This is a genomic window from Streptomyces sp. NPDC059850 (assembly GCF_042731515.1).
In the GTDB taxonomy this organism is placed as follows: Bacteria; Actinomycetota; Actinomycetes; order Streptomycetales; family Streptomycetaceae; genus Streptomyces.
This window is the reverse complement of the sequence record NZ_JBHWJI010000018.1, coordinates 154,173-172,878: the sequence shown is the minus strand read 5'-3', so window position 1 is coordinate 172,878 and position 18,706 is coordinate 154,173. Positions and strand designations below refer to the sequence as shown.

Sequence of the window (18,706 nt, the reverse complement as noted above, 5' to 3'; positions counted from 1 at the left end):
ACGCCCGGTTACATTCCGAACCCGGAAGCTAAGCCTTTCAGCGCCGATGGTACTGCAGGGGGGACCCTGTGGGAGAGTAGGACGCCGCCGAACAAATATTGGAGAGAGGCCTGTCGGAACTTCGGTTCCCGACAGGCCTCTCTTTTTGTTGTGTTGCGGGCCACTCGGTGTTCATGTTGCCTGGGCAACATGCCGTTCATGGGGACTCCAACGGATGAGCTGTGGCGTGAGTTGACCCGGGCGGGCGTACGGCCGGGCGACGAGGTGATCGTGCCGTCCTACGGCACACCCGAAGCGGCGGAAGCGGTGCTCCTCGCCGGCGCACGGCCGGTGTTCGCGGACATCGACGCCCAGACCTTCTGCATACATCCAGACGCGGTCGCCGCGGCGCTCACGCCCCGGACCGCTGCCATCGTGGCCATACACACCTTCGGACACCCGGCCGACATGGCGCGTCTCACCGAGCTGGGCCAGCGCCACGGCGTGCTGGTGATCGGACACGGCGCGGTATGCGAGCCGGTCGGCGAGATCCTGCGCCGACAGGCCAATGCCGCCTATCTGAACGGAAAGTTGCGCGGAGTCGTCACTCCCGCGGCCAAGCCCGGCATGGAACACACCTATCAGCAGTACGTCGTGAGGGTCCCGGGCAATGGACGCCCGGACCGGGACGCGTTCGCCCGTACGCTGCGTTCTCGCGGCGTCGTGTGCCACGTGCCCATTCAGACCCCGGCACACCGCACAGCGCGCTTCCGGCGCGATCTGTGGCTCGGGGAGACGGAGCGGGCGGCCGACGAATGCCTCGCCCTTCCTGTCGACCCCGCCATGTCCCGGCGGGAGTTGCAGCGCGTGGTCTCGGCCTGCAACGCACTGGGAGGCCTGTTGCAGTCAGCGGCCTGAGCGGTCGAAGGGGCGGGTGGTCGAGAGCGCACTCGAGTTCGGGTATGATCTATCCCGTTGCCGCGCCCCAATAGCTCAGTCGGCAGAGCGTCTCCATGGTAAGGAGAAGGTCTACGGTTCGATTCCGTATTGGGGCTCTCCTGCGAAAGGCCCCCGCCAACCGGCGGGGGCCTTCGTCATGTTGAGACTCGTCATATGGAAAAGGGCCGGGGCACCGATGGTGCCCCGGCCGTCATCGTCAGCCCGTGGTGATCAGGCGTCCTGCTTCTCGGGGACGCGCATCGCGAGGATCGCCATGTCGTCGGACGGCGGCTCCGCCGCGAAGCGCTCGACCGCGCGCAACACCCGGGCGGCCACCGCTCCCGCAGTGAGTCCGGTGCAGGTGGTGAGCACGTCGACCAGGCCGTCGTCGCCGAGCATCCTGGTGCCCTCGCGCCGCTCCGTCACCCCGTCGGTGACGCACAGCAGGACGTCGCCGGGGTCCAGGGTCACCGTCTGCTCGTACAGCTCCAGGTCGTCCATGACGCCGAGCAGCGGCTGCGGTTCGGCGGCCGCCTCGATGGAGCCGTCCTGGCGCAGCCGGAGCGGCAGCGGATGGCCCGCGCAGACGACCTTGAGCACCGCGCCGCCGTCCTGCTGCGGCCACAGCTCCCCGTAGAGGAGGGTGAGGAAGCGGCTGCGGGCGCCCTCGTCGAGGATCGCCGCGTTGAGCCGCTCCAGGACCGCCGGGCCGCCGAAGCCCTCGCGGGCGAGCAGCCGCAGCGCGTGCCGGGCGAGACCGGTGACCGCGGCGGCCTCCGGTCCGGTGCCGCAGACGTCGCCGATGGCGAAGCCGTACGCGCCGTCGCGGATCGGGAAGAGGTCGTAGAAGTCACCGCCGACCTCGTTGCCCTCGCCCGCAGCCCGGTAGATGACCTCGACCTCGACGCCCGGGACCTCGGGCTGCTCGGGCGGCAGCAGACTGCGCTGCAGGGACTGGCTGATGGCGGTGCGCTCCGAGTAGAGCCGAGCGTTGTCGAGTGCGAGCGCCGCCCGGCGCGACAGGTCCTCGGCCAGCTCCAGGTTCTCCTGGCGGAAGTGCTCGTCGGTGGGCTTGCCGAGGGTGAGCATGCCGATGACACGGTTACGGGCCACCAGCGGCAGCACGACCGTCTCTCCGCCCACAGCCGACGCGGTCGCGAGCGAGGCGCCCGGGCCCGAGGAGGGCCGGGCGGAGTCGCCGAGGCTGAGGCTGCGCAGCGAGGTGCGCAGCGCGGCCGCGTGGGCCGCCTCGTAGGGGCCGGTCCAGCCGCGCGCGCCGCCGGTGGGCACCTGCTCCGGTGGGTCGATCTTGGTGAGCAGGGCCTTGAGCCCGTCGATCCGGTCCTCGTCCTCATGCAGGACGTACGACAGCTCCGGGTCGGACGCCTGGTCGGCGACCGTATAGACGGCGCACCAGCTGGCCAGGGTCGGGACCGTCATCTGTGCCATGAGCGCCAGTGTCTGGTCGCGGTCGAGCGTGCCAGCGAGCAGATCGGACGCCTCGACGAGGAACGACAGGGAGCCCCGGCGCAGCCGCTCCAGCTCGGTGAGGCGGGCGCGTTCGACGGCGAGCGCGATGCGGTCGGCGGCGAACTGGAGCCGCAGCGCCTCCTCGTTGCTGTAGCGGCCGGGGGCCTCGGCGGCGACGCCGAGTGAGCCGGTCAGCCGGCCCTCGACCTTGAGCGGGACGGTGACGACCGAGCGCATACCGGTGTTGACGAGCAGGGGCACCGCGCCGGGCACGGCGGACAGGTCCTCGTGGACGGCGGGCATCCGGGCCGACCCGTAGCGCCCGGTGCCCGCTTCGACGGGCACGCGGGCGAACCGCTGCCGGGCGGACGGTAGCCCGGTGGAGGCGCGCACCTCCAGCTCGGTCTCGTCGTCGGTGGCGAGCAGCAGATAGGCGGCGTCCCCGTCGAGCATGTCACGGGCGCGTTCGACGGTGCGCTGGAGGAGCCCGTCGAGGTCGTCGGGGGCGGGGGAGCCGATGAAGACCTCGAAGGCGTCGCTGGCCGGACCGCGCTCGGAGGAGTCGGAGGTGTCGGCCGCGGCGGCGCGCATCGGGCTCTGCAGCACGGCGCGCTCGCGCTCGCGGACCAGCAGGCAGACGGTGGAGGGATCACCGTCGGCGTCGCGGATGCGCAGGTGGGAGGCGTAGACGGGGGAGACCCGGCCGTCGGCGCCGCGGATGCCGTACGAGCCCTCCCAGCGGGAGAGCCGGAGCGCCTCGGCGACACCGGTGCTGGTGCCGGGGGTGTGCGGCCAGGCGGCGAGATCGGTGAGCGGCTTGCCGACGATCTGTTCCGGGCTGTAGCCGAACACTTCCTGAGCGTCGTCGTTCCAGGCGCTGATGAGGCCGTCGCTGTCGACCTGGACGACCGCGACCCGGACCCGGGAGTCGGCGATCGGCAGGGCGCTGGAGGGCAGCGCGGGCCCGGCGGCCCGGGTGCCCGCCGGCCGTTCGGGAAAGTCGAGCTGGAACCAGACCTGCTTGTGGGTGGCCGAGTACTCGACACCCCAGCGTGCGGCGAGTGCGGCGCACAGTAGCAAACCACGGCCGCCTTCGCGATCTGGGCTGCCGAAATGGTGGCCGCCGTTGCTCTGGAGCGGAACTTCTCGTTCGGGGTAACGATCGGCGACCTCGACGCGGACCCCGGTGTCCGCGCGGATGCACACGACATCGGCGGTGGTACCGGCGTGCACCACCGCGTTGGTGACGAGTTCGCTGGTGAGGACGACGGCGTCGTCCACGATGTCGGTCAGGCCCCAGCCCTGCAGGGTGTCCCGGACAAAGGTGCGGGCGGCGGCGACCGATCGTCCCACCGGATCGAAGGTGGCGGCTGCCCGCGCGGTGATCACAGATCTCCTCATGTGTGTCTCGGTGAACTGCTCACCCATGACGCAGTGCCCCTCCGATGCCTGGCCGGATGCCAGGTTACTTACCTCAACCGCCCCCGCGAATGCCGGTCCGCCGTGATTCCACTCGGAGGGGGCTGGCGCCGGTGTGCGATGCTGCCGAACTGTTATGGCCTGGTTGGGCCATGGTGAAACACTGGGCAAGCTGGAAGAAGAACCCGACGAGGACGGTCAACCCTGCGGGAGGGACACGGTGGAGTCTGGCGCAGCGGCGCGGGGCACGAATACGCGCGCGAAAGGCGGACGGTCCCGGAGCAATGGGACGACCGAAGTGGATACAGCGGCCCTGAATCGGCTGCTGACCGCGATGACGGCGATGCGGGACGGCAACTTCCGCAAGCGGCTGACGGTCTCGGGCGAGGGCGTGATGTCCGAAATCGCCGCGGTCTTCAACGAGGTCGCGGAGCGGAATCTGCAGCTCACGGGTGAGCTGACCCGGGTGCGGCGGGTGGTCGGCCGTGAGGGAAAGCTCACGGAGCGGCTGGAGACCGGGGCCTGTGAGGGGCAGTGGGCGGCGGCTATTGACGCGTCCAACGCCTTGGTGGACGATCTTGTGCGGCCGGTGTCCGAGGTGGGCCGGGTGCTGTCCGCGGTCGCCGAGGGCGACCTGGAGCAGCGCATGGACCTGCGGGCGCAGGGTGCCGACGGGTCGGCGCATCCGCTGCGCGGTGAGTTCCTGAAGGTGGGGCGCACCGTCAACGGGCTGGTGGATCAGCTCTCGGCGTTCACCGACGAGGTGACGAGAGTCGCCAGTGAGGTCGGCACCGAGGGCAAGCTGGGCGGCCAGGCCCGGGTGCGCGGTATGTCGGGTTCGTGGAAGGATCTCACGGAGTCCGTCAACACGATGGCGTCCCGGCTCACCGCTCAGGTGCGGGATATCGCCCTGGTGACGACGGCGGTGGCGAAGGGCGATCTGTCCCGGAAGGTCACGGTTCACGTGTCCGGGGAGATGCTGGAGCTGAAGGAAACCGTCAACACGATGGTGGACCAGCTCTCCTCGTTCGCCGCCGAGGTGACGCGGGTCGCCCGTGAGGTGGGTACCGAGGGTGAACTCGGCGGCCAGGCCAAGGTGCCGGGTGTCGCGGGCGTCTGGAAGGACCTGACCGACTCGGTCAACCTGATGGCCGGGAACCTCACCGCCCAGGTGCGCGGGATCGCCCAGGTCACGACGGCGGTCGCCAACGGTGATCTGTCGCAGAAGGTGACGGTGAGCGCACGCGGCGAGGTCGCGCAGCTGGCCGACACGATCAACACGATGACGGAGACCCTGCGCACCTTCGCGGACGAGGTCACGCGGGTGGCCAGCGAGGTCGGCGCCGAGGGGCTGCTGGGCGGTCAGGCGCAGGTGCCGGGTGCGGCGGGTACGTGGAAGGATCTCACCGATTCGGTGAACACCGCGTTCCGAAACCTCACGGCGCAGGTGCGGGACATCGCGCAGGTGACGACCGCGGTGGCGAACGGCGATCTGTCGCAGAAGGTCACCGTCGACGTGGCCGGCGAGATGCTGGAGCTGAAGAACACCGTCAACACGATGGTGGACCAGCTGCAGTCCTTCGGTGCCGAGGTGACCCGGGTGGCCCGGGAGATCGGTGTCGAGGGTGAGCTGGGCGGTCAGGCGCAGGTGCCGGGTGCGGCGGGTACGTGGAAGGACCTGACCGATTCGGTGAACACGGCCTTCCGTAACCTCACCGGACAGGTGCGCAACATCGCGCAGGTGACGACCGCGGTGGCGAACGGCGATCTGTCGCAGAAGGTCACCGTCGATGTCTCCGGCGAGATGCTCAAGCTGAAGAACACCGTGAACACGATGGTGGACCAGCTCTCCTCGTTCGCCGACCAGGTCACCCGCATGGCGCGGGACGTGGGTACCGAGGGCCGGCTGGGCGGTCAGGCCGAGGTGCAGGGGGTCTCCGGCACCTGGAAGGACCTGACCGACTCCGTCAACTCGATGGCGGGGAACCTGACCTCGCAGGTGCGTTCCATCGCCGAAGTGACCACGGCGGTCGCCCGCGGCGATCTGTCGCAGAAGATCGAGGTGGACGCGCGCGGCGAGATCCTGGAGCTGAAGAACACCATCAACACGATGGTCGACCAGCTCTCCGACTTCGCCGAGCAGGTGACCCGGGTCGCCCGTGAGGTGGGTACGGACGGCCGATTGGGCGGTCAGGCGCAGGTGCCCGGCGTCGCGGGCGTCTGGCGCGATCTGACCGACTCGGTGAACGGCATGGCGGGCAACCTGACCGCCCAGGTCCGTAACATCGCGCAGGTCGCCACGGCGGTCGCGCGCGGTGACCTCTCGCAGAAGATCGACGTCGACGCCCGGGGCGAGATCCTGGAGCTGAAGAACACCCTCAACACGATGGTCGACCAGCTGTCGTCCTTCGCGGAGGAGGTCACCCGGGTCGCCCGCGAGGTGGGCACCGAGGGCCAGTTGGGCGGCCAGGCCGAGGTGCAGGGAGTCTCCGGCACCTGGAAGGACCTGACCCAGTCCGTCAACGGCATGGCCAACAACCTGACGTCCCAGGTGCGTTCGATCGCCGAGGTGACGACGGCGGTCGCCAAGGGCGACCTGTCGAAGAAGATCACGGTGGACGCCAAGGGCGAGATCCTGGAGCTGGTCACCACCGTGAACACGATGGTGGACCAGCTGTCGTCGTTCGCCGAGCAGGTCACCCGGGTGGCCCGTGAGGTGGGTACGGAAGGCCAGTTGGGCGGCCAGGCGCGGGTGCCGGGCGTGACCGGCATCTGGAAGGACCTCAGCAACAACGTGAACCTGATGGCCAATAACCTGACCATCCAGGTGCGCAACATCTCGCAGGTCTCGGCGGCGGTCGCCAACGGCGATCTGACGAAGAAGGTCACGGTAGAGGCGCGCGGCGAGGTCGCGGCGCTGGCCGACACCGTCAACACGATGGTGACGACGCTGTCCTCGTTCGCGGACGAGGTCACCCGGGTGGCGCGCGAGGTGGGCACGGACGGCATCCTGGGCGGTCAGGCGAGGGTGCCGGGCGTCTCGGGTACGTGGAAGGACCTCACCGAGTCCGTGAACTCGATGGCGTCCAACCTGACCGGACAGGTGCGCAACATCGCGATGGTCACCACGGCGATCGCCCAGGGTGATCTGACCAAGAAGATCGACATCGAGGCGCGGGGCGAGATCCTCGAACTCAAGACCACGATCAACACGATGGTGGACCAGCTGTCGTCGTTCGCCGACCAGGTGACCCGGGTGGCCCGTGAGGTGGGCACCGAGGGTCAGCTGGGCGGTCAGGCCCGGGTGCGGGACGTGGCCGGCACCTGGAAGGACCTCACCGAGTCGGTGAACGAGATGGCCGGGAACCTGACCCGTCAGGTGCGCGCCATCGCCGAGGTCGCGACCGCGGTGACCCGCGGCGACCTCAACCTCAAGATCGACGTGGACGCCTCCGGCGAGATCCAGGTCCTCCAGGACCACATCAACACCATGATCGCCAACCTGCGCGAGACCACGCTCGCCAACAAGGAGCAGGACTGGCTGAAGGGCAACCTCGCCCGGATCTCCGGTCTGATGCAGGGACGGCGCGATCTGGAGGACGTCGCCCGGCTGATCATGAGCGAGCTGACCCCGGTGGTCTCCGCCCAGCACGGCGCGTTCTTCCTGGCGGTCCCGATCGGCGACGGCACCGAGGTGGTCGCGGACAGCACCGCCGAGGAGGGCTACGAGCTGCGGCTGATCGGCTCGTACGGCTACTCCATCGGCTCGATGCCCACGTCGTTCCGGCCGGGTGAGACGCTGATCGGCACGGTCGCCGAGGAGAAGCGCGCGATCCTGATCGAGAACGTGCCGCCGGGCTACCTCAAGATCGCCTCAGGGCTCGGTGAGGCGGCCCCGGCGCATGTGATCGTGCTGCCGGTGCTCTTCGAGGGCCAGCTGCTCGGCGTGATCGAGCTGGCCTCGTTCCAGCCCTTCGCGCAGATCCAGAAGGACTTCCTCAACCAGATCGCCGAGATGATCGGCACCAGCGTCAACACCATCAGCGTCAACACCAAGACCGAGGTGCTGCTCAAGCAGTCCCAGGAGCTGACCGAGCAGCTGCGGGAGCGGTCGGCCGAGCTGGAGAACCGGCAGAAGGCGCTCCAGTCGTCCAACGCGGAGCTGGAGGAGAAGTCGGAGCGGCTGGCCCGGCAGAACCGCGACATCGAGGTCAAGAACACCGAGATCGAGGAGGCCCGGCAGGTCCTGGAGGAGCGCGCCGAGCAGCTCGCGGTCTCGATGCGCTACAAGAGCGAGTTCCTGGCGAACATGTCGCACGAGCTGCGCACACCGCTCAACTCGCTGCTGATCCTCGCCAAGCTGCTCGCGGACAACGCCGAGGGCAATCTGTCGCCGAAGCAGGTGGAGTTCGCCGAGACGATCCACGGCGCCGGTTCCGACCTGCTGCAGCTGATCAACGACATCCTCGACCTGTCGAAGGTCGAGGCGGGCAAGATGGACGTCAGCCCGACGCGCATCGCCCTGGTCCAGCTCGTCGACTACGTGGAGGCGACGTTCCGGCCGCTGACTGCCGAGAAGGGCCTGGACTTCTCCGTCCGGGTCTCGCCGGAGCTTCCGGCGACGCTGCACACCGACGAGCAGCGGCTGCTGCAGGTGCTCCGTAACCTGCTGTCCAACGCGGTGAAGTTCACCGACGGCGGCGCGGTGGAGCTGGTCATCAGGCCCGCCGGGGTGGACGTGCCCAACGCCATCCGGGAACAGCTGCTGGAACACGGCGCGTTGCGGGAGCCGGATGCCGACATGATCGCCTTCTCGGTCACCGACACCGGTATCGGCATCGCCGCGAGCAAGATGCGGGTCATCTTCGAGGCGTTCAAGCAGGCCGACGGGACCACCAGCAGGAAGTACGGCGGCACCGGCCTCGGCCTGTCCATCAGCCGGGAGATCGCCCGGCTGCTCGGCGGTGAGATCCACGCGGCCAGTGAGCCGGGCCGCGGCTCGACGTTCACGCTGTACCTGCCGCTGCACCCCAGCGAGCTGCCGCCGCAGGGCTTCCCGCAGCTCACGCCGGGCAGCGCGGGTCCGCCCGCGCTGGAGGCGTACGACCCGTCCGAGGGCGCGGAGGACGACGAGCCGGGCACCGGGGCGGAGCAGGAGGTCGAGCACGACGTCACCGCCGACGCCACGGCGCAGCGGACCCGCGGGGCCGCCGGGCTCTTCCGGCGGCGTCAGCGGGCCGAGCAGGAGCCGTCACAGGCCTCCGAACCGCAGCCCGCCGCCCCGGAGGTCCGCAGGGACACCGGCCGGAACGGCGGCCGTCCGGGCAGTCGGCAGCCGCAGGCGTCCGAGCCGTGGATGCTGGGCGGCCAGGATCTGGTGGCACCGGAGCCCGCGGGCGGCTTCCACGGTGAGAAGGTGCTCATCGTCGACGACGACATCCGCAACGTCTTCGCGCTCACCAGCGTGCTGGAACAGCACGGCCTGCAGGTGCTCTACGCCGAGAACGGGCGGGAGGGCATCGAAGTCCTGGAGCAGCACGACGATGTGGTGCTCGTCCTGATGGACATCATGATGCCGGAGATGGACGGTTACGCCACGACGGCGGCGATCCGCAGGATGCCGCAGTTCGCCGGGCTGCCCATCATCGCGCTCACCGCGAAGGCGATGAAGGGCGACCGGGAGAAGAGCATCGAGGCGGGCGCGTCGGACTATGTCACCAAGCCTGTCGACACCGATCATCTTCTGACGGTGATGGAGCAGTGGATGTCGGATGAGTGACCAGGTGAAAGGCAGGGGAGTGTCCGATGGGACACCGGATGCCATCGTGGTGTTGACTGACTGTCGCCGAACACGTGTGGGAACGCGGGAATCGGGGAACCTTCTGGTCTCCCGCCGCGTTTCTGCTACGTGCACAGTGACATCGCGGTGACAGGGTGTGGCGAACAGCGGGGTGCGGCTACCATGACCGGCACAAGGACGGGCGACGCAAGGGAGTCGTCCCCTGGGGCGGCGCCCGGTGCTTCCCCCAGCGCATCGAGCTGGGGAGACCCCAAGCCGGGACGAGGAGGACGGGGCATGGTGCAGAAGGCCAAGATCCTCCTGGTCGATGACCGGCCGGAGAATCTGCTGGCGCTGGAGGCCATTCTCTCCGCGCTCGATCAGACCCTGGTGCGGGCATCGTCAGGGGAGGAAGCGCTCAAGGCGCTGCTGACAGACGACTTCGCGGTGATCCTGCTGGACGTCCAGATGCCGGGCATGGACGGTTTCGAGACCGCGGCGCACATCAAGCGGCGGGAGCGGACCCGGGACATCCCGATCATCTTCCTGACCGCGATCAACCACGGGCCGCACCACACCTTCCGCGGGTATGCGGCGGGTGCGGTCGACTACATCTCCAAACCCTTCGATCCGTGGGTGCTCAGAGCGAAGGTCTCGGTCTTCGTCGATCTGTATATGAAGAACTGCCAGCTGCGGGAGCAGGCCTCCCTGCTGCGGCTCCAGTTGGAGGGCGGTCAGCCGGCCGCCGGTGACAAGGAGTCGGCGGGGCTGCTGGCCGAGCTGTCCGCCCGGCTCGCCGCCGTGGAGGAGCAGGCCGAGGCGCTGTCCAAGCAGCTGGACGAGTCGGCCGACGCGGCGGCGGTGGCCACCGCGGCCCATCTGGAGCGCAAGCTCACCGGTCTGCGCCGGGCCCTGGACGCGCTGGAGCCCGGTGCGGGCAGCGGAGCGGGCCAGGTCCCCTCGCAGAACTGAGACCCGCACCGCCGCGTGGCCACCCGGCCGTTGACGTCCTGTCACCCTCCCTTCACCGACCGGCCGGTGTCGCGCCCGGACGCGGCACGGGTGTGACCTCAGTGGCGCCGGATGCCCATGCCATACGTGCTCCGTACGGCGGACGCGGGTAATCTCGCCCCCATGGCCTCTCGTACGTCCGGCAAGGGTTCCCAGAGCACGGCGGGCACCTCGAAGAAGCGCGCCGGGCAGTCCGGAGGCGCGGTGAAGAAGGCGCCCGCGAAGAAGGCGGCGGCCAAGAAGGCGCCCGCCAAGAAGTCCACCGCGCCCGTGAAGAAGGCGGCCCCGAAGAAGAAGGCGGCCGCCAAGGCCCCGCCGCCGCCCGCGCCCAGCCCCACCAGCGGTGTGTACCGCGCGGCGCGCGCCGTCTGGATGGGCCTCGCGCGCGCCGTCGCGGCGATGTTCCGTTCCATAGGGCGCGGCGCGAAGGGGCTCGACCCGGCCCATCGCAAGGACGGCAGCGCGCTGCTGCTGCTCGCCCTGGCCCTGATTGTCGCGGGCGGTACGTGGTCCAGCCTCCAGGGCCCGGTCGGCGATCTGGTCGAGATGCTCGTCACCGGCGCCTTCGGACGTCTGGACCTGGTGGTGCCGATACTCCTGGGCGCCATCGCCGGGCGGCTGTTCCTCCACCCCGAACGCCCCGAGGCCAACGGGCGGATCGTGATCGGCTTGTCGGCGCTGGTGATCGGCGTCCTCGGACAGGTCCACATCGCCTGCGGCGCCCCCGGGCGCGGCCAGGGCGACGCGGCGATCCAGGACGCGGGCGGGCTGATCGGCTGGGCCGTCTCCCGGCCGCTGATCTACGCGATGGGCGATGTGCTGGCCGTACCGCTGCTGGTGCTGCTCACCGTCTTCGGGCTGCTGGTCGTCACCGCGACCCCGGTCGCCGCGATTCCGCAGCGGCTGCGGGCGCTCGGCGTCCGGCTCGGCCTGGTGCGGGACGAGGAGTCGGCGTACGCCGATGACACCGACGCCGGCGAGTACGCCGATGAATGGCGCGAGAAGCCCGCGAGGCGGCCTCGCAGGACCTCGCTGGACAAGGAGGGCCCGGACGCCGCGAGCGCCGCTGAGCAGGCCGAGGAGGAGGCTCTGGGCAAGCGCCGGCGGTCGCGTCGGCAGCCGTCCGGGCAGCTTCCGCTGGACCGCCCCATGGACGCCGTGGACGTGGCGGCCGCCGCGGCCGCCTCGCTCGACGGCGCGGTGCTGCACGGCGTCCAGCCCTCACCGCTCGTCGCCGGGCTCAGCAGCGGCATCTCGGTCGAGCGCGACGACGAGTCCGGTACCGGCGACGTGCCGGGCACGCACGACTCCGGCAAGGCCGCGCCGGTCAAGGGCAAGAAGGGCCGCGCGGACGAGTCCGTCGCGGCGGAGCGGGCCGAGGTCCCCGACCGCACCCGGCGTGCCGTCGAGCCGGGCGAACCGCTGCCGCCGCGTGCCGAGCAGCTGCAGCTCTCCGGCGACATCACCTATTCACTGCCCTCGTTCGACCTCCTGGAGCGCGGCGGCCCCGGCAAGACCCGCAGCGCCGCCAACGACGCCGTGGTGGACTCGCTGTCCAAGGTGTTCTCGGAGTTCAAGGTGGACGCGGCGGTCACCGGGTTCACCCGTGGGCCGACGGTCACCCGCTACGAGGTGGAGCTGGGCCCGGCCGTCAAGGTCGAGCGGATCACGGCGCTGACCAAGAACATCGCCTACGCCGTCGCCAGCCCCGATGTGCGGATCATCAGCCCGATCCCCGGCAAGTCGGCGGTCGGCATCGAAATCCCCAACAGCGACCGCGAGATGGTCAACCTCGGGGACGTGCTGCGCTCGGCCGACTCGACGGGCGAGACGCACCCGATGATCGTCGGGCTCGGCAAGGACGTCGAAGGCGGCTACGTGGCGCACAACCTGGCCACGATGCCGCATGTGCTGGTGGCCGGTGCGACCGGTTCCGGAAAGTCGTCGTGCATCAACTGCCTGATCACGTCGGTCATGGTGCGCGCGACCCCGGACGACGTGCGCATGGTGCTGGTCGACCCCAAGCGCGTGGAGCTGACCGCGTACGAGGGCATTCCGCATCTGATCACACCGATCATCACCAATCCGAAGCGCGCGGCCGAGGCCCTGCAGTGGGTCGTCCGCGAAATGGATCTCCGTTACGACGACCTCGCCGCGTTCGGCTTCCGCCACATCGACGACTTCAACGCGGCGGTGCGTTCCGGAAAGGTGAAGCAGCCCGAGGGCAGCGAGCGGGAACTCAAGCCGTATCCGTATCTGCTGGTGATCGTCGACGAGCTGGCCGACCTGATGATGGTCGCGCCGAGGGACGTCGAGGACTCCATCGTGCGGATCACACAGCTGGCCCGCGCGGCGGGCATCCACCTGGTGCTGGCCACCCAGCGGCCCTCGGTGGACGTCGTCACCGGTCTGATCAAGGCGAACGTGCCCTCGCGGCTCGCCTTCGCCACCTCCTCGCTGGCCGACAGCCGGGTCATCCTGGACCAGCCGGGCGCCGAGAAGCTGATCGGCAAGGGCGACGGACTGTTCCTGCCGATGGGCGCGAACAAGCCGGTCCGGATGCAGGGCGCGTTCGTGACCGAGGCCGAGGTCCAGGCGATCGTCACGCACTGCAAGGAGCAGATGGCGCCGGTCTTCCGGGAGGACGTCACCGTCGGGACGGCGCAGAAGAAGGAGATCGACGAGGACATCGGCGATGATCTCGATCTGCTGTGCCAGGCCGCTGAGCTGGTGGTTTCCACACAATTCGGATCGACGTCGATGCTCCAGCGCAAGCTGCGGGTGGGCTTCGCCAAGGCGGGGCGACTGATGGATCTCATGGAGTCACGCAACGTGGTCGGCCCCAGTGAGGGTTCCAAGGCGCGCGATGTGCTTGTCAAGCCGGACGAATTGGATGGCGTGCTCGCGGTGATCCGCGGGGAGGCTCACTCATAAGGGTATGGCGGGCAACCGTTTCCCCTGCCGAGACGTCAAGTTGAGGGAGGTGGCGGAGTGAGGTCCCGGACCGCAGGTCACAGGACAATCCCGATGGCGGACAAACTCCGTCCTCCCGCTTGCCCGACCCTTTCGCCACACCCCTAGACTGAACCTCCAGCAGGTGGCTACACGCTCGAAAGGCGCCCCCGTGTCCATCGGCAACGCTCTCGAAGACGGCAACTCCCCCGAAGACGACCGGCCTTCCGTCGGTCGCGCCCTCCAGCAGGCCCGCATCGCCGCCGGGCTGACCGTCGACGAGGTCAGTTCCGCCACCCGGGTGCGCGTCCCCATAGTGCAGGGGATCGAGCAGGACGACTTCTCCCGCTGCGGCGGGGATGTGTACGCCCGGGGGCACATTCGTGTGCTCGCGCGTGCCGTCCGGCTCGACCCTGAGGTCTTGATCAACCAATTCGACGCCGAGCACGGCGGCCGGCCCGAGCCGACCCCGGCGGCGCCGCTGTTCGACGCCGAACGGATCCGCCCCGAACCCCGCCGTCCGAACTGGACGGCCGCGATGGTCGCCGCGATCGTCGCCGTCGTCGGATTCGTCGGCTTCACGCTTTTCAGTGGCAACGACAAGAACGACGGCTCCTCGGTCGCCGAGGAGACCGGCTCGGCCAAGCCGACCGCGTCCACCTCCAGCAGTCCCAGCGCGACCCCCAGCAAGTCCGGAGAGCGCAAGCCCGAGCCGTCCGAGAGCGCCATCGCGGGCGTCCCCGCGGACAAGGTCACCGTCAAGCTGACCGCCGAGGACGGACAGAGCTGGATCTCCGCCCAGGACCACAACGGGCGGCTGATGGAAGAGGGCGTGCTGCGGCAGGGCCAGTCCAAGACCTTCAGCGACAGCAAGCGCATCGACCTGGTGCTGGGCAACGCCGGGGCGATCAAGCTCTTCGTGAACGGCAAGGAAGTCAAGAACCTCAGCGACAGCGGCTCGGTTCAGCGCCTGAGCTACACCAAGGGCGATCCCGAAGCGGGCTGACCAGCCCGGCGGCGGGGGTGGGAGACCTGGCAGCGGAGGGCGGGGCTGGGACAAAGTAGTCTGAGCCCATGCCCGAACGCCGCACTGTCGCCCTTGTCACCCTTGGCTGCGCCCGTAACGAGGTGGACTCGGAGGAGCTCGCAGGCCGCTTGGCGGCGGACGGTTGGGAGCTCGTCGAGCAAGCCGCCGACGCCGACGTAGCCGTCGTCAACACCTGCGGTTTCGTCGAGGCCGCCAAGAAGGACTCGGTCGACGCCCTGCTGGAGGCGAACGATCTGAAGGACCACGGCCGCACCCAGGCGGTCGTGGCCGTCGGCTGCATGGCCGAGCGGTACGGCAACGAATTGGCCGAGGCGCTGCCCGAGGCCGACGGGGTGCTCGGCTTCGACGACTACACCGACATCTCCGGCCGCCTGCAGACCATCCTCTCCGGCGGCATCCACGCCTCCCACACCCCTCGCGACCGGCGCAAGCTGCTGCCGATCAGCCCCGCCGAGCGGCAGGACAGCTCCACCGTGGCGCTGCCCGGCCACGCCCAGGACACCCCGCCCGAGGACCTGCCCGCCGGTGTCGCCCCGGCCTCCGGCCCGCGCGCCCCGCTGCGCCGCAGACTCGGGAACAGCCCGGTCGCCTCCGTGAAGCTGGCCTCCGGGTGCGACCGGCGGTGTTCCTTCTGCGCCATCCCGTCCTTCCGCGGCTCGTTCATCTCCCGCCGCCCCTCCGATGTGCTGGGCGAGACCCGGTGGCTGGCCGAGCAGGGTGTGAAGGAGGTCATGCTGGTCTCCGAGAACAACACCTCGTACGGCAAGGACCTGGGCGACATCCGGCTGCTGGAGACGCTGCTGCCCGAGCTGGCCGCGGTGGACGGGATCGAGCGGATCCGGGTCAGCTACCTCCAGCCCGCCGAGATGCGGCCCGGGCTGATCGACGTGCTGACCTCCACCGAGAAGGTCGCCCCGTACTTCGACCTGTCCTTCCAGCACTCCTCGCCCACCGTGCTGCGCCGGATGCGCCGCTTCGGCGACACCGACCGCTTCCTGGAGCTGCTGGAACAGATCAGAGGCAAGGCGCCGCAGGCAGGCGCCCGCTCGAACTTCATCGTCGGCTTCCCCGGCGAGACCGAGGACGACGTGGCCGAGCTGGAGCGTTTCATCAGCGAGGCGCGGCTCGACGCGATCGGCGTCTTCGGGTACTCGGACGAGGACGGCACCGAGGCCGCGGGCTACGAGGAGAAGGTCGACCCGGACGAGGTCGCGGACCGGCTGGAGCACATCTCCCGGCTCGCGGAGGAGCTGACCGCCCAGCGGGCGGACGAGCGGCTCGGCGAGACCGTCGCGGTGCTGGTGGACGAGATCGACGACACCGGTGCCGTGCTGGGCCGGGCCGCCCACCAGGCGCCCGAGACCGACGGTCAGACCGTGCTCCGCACGTCCGCACGGCCGGCTGCCGGACGTATGGTCGAAGCGAAGGTGATCGCGGCGGAGGGAGTGGACCTCGTCGCGGAGCCGCTGGAACCGCTGGAGCAGCGGGGCGGCGGCGTGTCTACCGAGGAGGCGGCCAGATGACAGGCGTCCCGGCCTCCGCCGCGGGGAGCCACCACCGGGCCGCCGCGGCCGCCCGGCCCGCCAGTTTGTGGAACATCGCCAACATCCTCACCATGGCGCGCCTGGTCCTGGTGCCCGGGTTCGTCTTGTTGATGCTCCACAACGGCGGCTACGACCCGGCCTGGCGCGCCTATGCCTGGGCCGCCTTCGCGATCGCCATGATCACCGACCTGTTCGACGGGCATCTGGCCCGCCGGTACAACCTGGTCACCGACTTCGGCAAGATCGCGGACCCCATCGCCGACAAGGCGATCATGGGCGCGGCGCTGATCTGTCTGTCGGCCCTCGGCGATCTGCCGTGGTGGGTGACGGGCGTGATCCTCCTCCGTGAGCTGGGGATCACCCTGATGCGGTTCTGGGTGATCCGGATCGGGGTCATCCCGGCCAGCCGTGGCGGGAAGATGAAGACCCTCGCCCAGGGCGTGGCCGTGGGGATGTACATCCTCGTGCTCACCGGGCCGCTGGCCACACTGCGGTTCTGGGTGATGGCCGTGGCCGTCGCCCTGACCGTCCTCACCGGCCTCGACTACGTACGGCAGGCCCTGGTGCTGCGCCGGGCCGGCCGCGCGGCGGGGAGCGCCGCCGCCGGGGAAGAGCCCGGGCAGGAACCGGCCCGATGAGCGGCGACGAGACGGCGGCCACGACTCCAGCGGGCGAGGTCGGCGCGGCCGACGTCCTGGCGCTGCTGCGGCGGCGCGGGCAGACCCTGGCCGTCGCCGAGTCCCTGACCGGCGGCCTGGTGGCCGCCGAGCTGACCGCCGTGGACGGGGCCTCCCACGCCTTCCGCGGCTCGGTGACCGCGTACGCCACCGACCTCAAGCGCGACCTGCTGGGCGTGGACGGCGCCCTGCTGGCCGAGCGCGGGGCGGTGGACGCGGAGGTCGCCCGGCAGATGGCCCGGGGCGTACGGCGCGCCCTGGGCGCCGACTGGGGGGTGGCGACCACCGGTGTGGCGGGTCCCACATCGCAGGACGGCCAGCCGGTGGGCACCGTCCACGTGGCCGTCGCCGGGCCCTCGAACAGCCCGGCGGCCGAGGCCCTGCGGCTGGAGGGGGACCGCGCCGGAATCCGCGCACAGAGCGTCCGAGCCGTGGTCAAGCTGCTGTTCAGCGAATTGATCGCGACAGCGGGGGCACAGGATACGGAACAACACGACGAATTTTGATGTTTGCAGCCCTGAGTGAACACGACATCGCTCCCCGCACGGGCACAGCCAGAGGCGGTACGGTGGGGCGAGAAGGATCCGGATCCGAGGTCCGAGGAGGGAGCCAGCGATGATTCTGCTCCGTCGCCTGCTGGGTGACGTGCTGCGCCGGCAGCGCCAGCGCCAGGGCCGTACTCTGCGCGAGGTTTCCTCCTCCGCCCGGGTGTCGCTCGGCTATCTGTCAGAGGTCGAGCGCGGGCAGAAGGAAGCCTCGTCCGAGCTGCTGTCGGCGATCTGCGACGCCCTGGACGTACGGATGTCTCAGGTCATGCGCGAGGTCAGCGACGAGCTGTCGCTCGCGGAGCTGGCGGAGTCGGCCACGGCGAGCGAGAAGGTGCCCGCACCGATGCGGCCCATGCTCAATTCGGTGTCCGTCACCTCTGTGACGGGCGTCCCGGACGAGCGGGTGACCATCAAGTCGCCGAAGGAGGCCGTGGACGTCGTGGCGGCCTGACGGCCCGCACGTCAGCGCGCAAGCTCTTTGAGCCCCGGCCGGTAGCGATACCGGCCGGGGCTCGATGTTTGACCGGCGCCTTTCCGGTCACCTGACTGGTGGAGAGGTAATCAAGGGGGGCCAAACGGTCGAACAGGAGGAAGTGGATGTCTGTGGTCAAGAGCCCGCTCGCCGAGGAGAACCTCAAGGTTGTCAGCGACGCTCTGCAGGGCGCCCTCGTCGACCTCGTCGACCTCGCTCTGGTGGGCAAGCAGATCCACTGGACGGTCATCGGACCGCGTTTCCGCACGGTTCACTTCCAGCTCGACGATGTGGTGTCGACGGCCAGGACGCACGCCGACACCGTCGCGGAGCGTGCCTCGGCGCTCGGTATAGCGCCGGACGGACGGGCCGAGACGGTGGCCAAGCAGAGCGCCGTCGGCAACGTCAAGGAGGGCTGGACCCAGGACTCGGACGCCGTGAGGACGCTCGTGGACGCACTGGGGTCCGTGATCTCGCGCATGCGTGAGCGCATCGCCGCGACGGACGAACCGGACCCGGTGACCCAGGACATTCTCATCGGGCTCACCCGGGACCTGGAGAAGCATCACTGGATGTTCCAGGCGGAGAACGTCAACGGACACTGAGCGACGAGACAGGCGGGAGCGGTACTTCCGCTCGCACCCTGTGTGGTCATCGACGGGCAGGGCCCCCGGCCTCCGGCGATGGCCGCACAGTCTGCGAGCTGACGGACGTCGGCTCATGGGTCGGCCGTGGGTGTGCCCCGCTCTGGGTGCGCCCTGCGGTGCGGCTCGGCACACTGGGGGAGCGCGGGGGTCCGACACGCGCTGACGGGCCTCCTGTGCGCCCTCCCGCCGCGTGCGAACAGGCGTCTAGCGTCGCCCGCTAG

General features: G+C 69.8%; 11 protein-coding genes, 1 tRNA gene and 1 rRNA gene. 12 read left to right on the top strand and 1 reads right to left on the bottom strand.

The genetic code is table 11. From position 1 onward, the window contains the following. From rrf to ACFV9T_RS17715, 3 genes are all read left to right on the top strand, one after another. A 5S ribosomal RNA gene (gene rrf, locus ACFV9T_RS17725) occupies nucleotides 1-93 on the top strand; the annotation flags it as partial. Between the two features lie 105 nt (nucleotides 94-198). Next, nucleotides 199-897: a DegT/DnrJ/EryC1/StrS family aminotransferase gene (locus tag ACFV9T_RS17720; RefSeq protein WP_385441137.1), complete on the top strand. Its 699-nt coding sequence runs from the start codon at nucleotides 199-201 to the stop codon at nucleotides 895-897. A 64-nt stretch (nucleotides 898-961) separates the two neighbouring features. After that, a tRNA-Thr gene (locus ACFV9T_RS17715) sits at nucleotides 962-1,034 on the top strand. A gap of 115 nt (nucleotides 1,035-1,149) precedes the next feature. Here the strand turns inward: ACFV9T_RS17715 and ACFV9T_RS17710 are convergent. Beyond that, the gene (locus ACFV9T_RS17710) at nucleotides 1,150-3,777 is read right to left on the bottom strand and encodes a SpoIIE family protein phosphatase (RefSeq protein ID WP_385441152.1); all 2,628 of its coding nucleotides are present in this window, start codon (nucleotides 3,775-3,777) and stop codon (nucleotides 1,150-1,152) included. Between the two features lie 250 nt (nucleotides 3,778-4,027). On the opposite strand from ACFV9T_RS17710, the gene ACFV9T_RS17705 reads away from it, so the two are divergent. The 9 genes from ACFV9T_RS17705 (at nucleotide 4,028) to ACFV9T_RS17665 (ending at nucleotide 18,443) form a co-directional block, all read left to right on the top strand. Next, complete coding sequence (locus ACFV9T_RS17705) at nucleotides 4,028-9,586, top strand: HAMP domain-containing protein (RefSeq protein ID WP_385441134.1); 5,559 nt, start codon at nucleotides 4,028-4,030, stop codon at nucleotides 9,584-9,586. A 297-nt stretch (nucleotides 9,587-9,883) separates the two neighbouring features. Next, nucleotides 9,884-10,558: a two-component system response regulator gene (locus ACFV9T_RS17700; protein WP_009714629.1), complete on the top strand. Its 675-nt coding sequence runs from the start codon at nucleotides 9,884-9,886 to the stop codon at nucleotides 10,556-10,558. Nucleotides 10,559-10,720: 162 nt separating this feature from the next. After that, complete coding sequence (locus ACFV9T_RS17695) at nucleotides 10,721-13,531, top strand: DNA translocase FtsK (RefSeq protein ID WP_385441132.1); 2,811 nt, start codon at nucleotides 10,721-10,723, stop codon at nucleotides 13,529-13,531. A gap of 190 nt (nucleotides 13,532-13,721) precedes the next feature. Beyond that, entirely contained in the window at nucleotides 13,722-14,555 is an 834-nt protein-coding gene (locus ACFV9T_RS17690) for a helix-turn-helix domain-containing protein (RefSeq protein WP_385441130.1), read from the top strand. 68 nt (nucleotides 14,556-14,623) lie between these two features. After that, nucleotides 14,624-16,120 carry a 30S ribosomal protein S12 methylthiotransferase RimO gene (gene rimO, locus ACFV9T_RS17685; protein WP_385441128.1) on the top strand — a complete coding sequence of 499 codons (1,497 nt, stop codon included), beginning with the start codon at nucleotides 14,624-14,626 and terminating at the stop codon, nucleotides 16,118-16,120. After that, the gene (gene pgsA, locus ACFV9T_RS17680) at nucleotides 16,117-16,779 is read left to right on the top strand and encodes a CDP-diacylglycerol--glycerol-3-phosphate 3-phosphatidyltransferase (RefSeq protein WP_385441127.1); all 663 of its coding nucleotides are present in this window, start codon (nucleotides 16,117-16,119) and stop codon (nucleotides 16,777-16,779) included. Before rimO ends, pgsA begins: the two co-directional genes overlap by 4 nt. Further along, complete coding sequence (locus ACFV9T_RS17675) at nucleotides 16,776-17,324, top strand: CinA family protein (RefSeq protein ID WP_385441124.1); 549 nt, start codon at nucleotides 16,776-16,778, stop codon at nucleotides 17,322-17,324. Before pgsA ends, ACFV9T_RS17675 begins: the two co-directional genes overlap by 4 nt. A gap of 109 nt (nucleotides 17,325-17,433) precedes the next feature. Beyond that, nucleotides 17,434-17,817 (top strand): helix-turn-helix domain-containing protein, encoded by a 384-nt coding sequence (locus ACFV9T_RS17670; RefSeq protein ID WP_055549938.1) that lies wholly within the window; start codon nucleotides 17,434-17,436, stop codon nucleotides 17,815-17,817. Nucleotides 17,818-17,963: 146 nt separating this feature from the next. Beyond that, nucleotides 17,964-18,443 carry a Dps family protein gene (locus ACFV9T_RS17665; RefSeq protein ID WP_385441123.1) on the top strand — a complete coding sequence of 160 codons (480 nt, stop codon included), beginning with the start codon at nucleotides 17,964-17,966 and terminating at the stop codon, nucleotides 18,441-18,443. The last annotated feature ends 263 nt before the right edge of the window (nucleotides 18,444-18,706 follow it).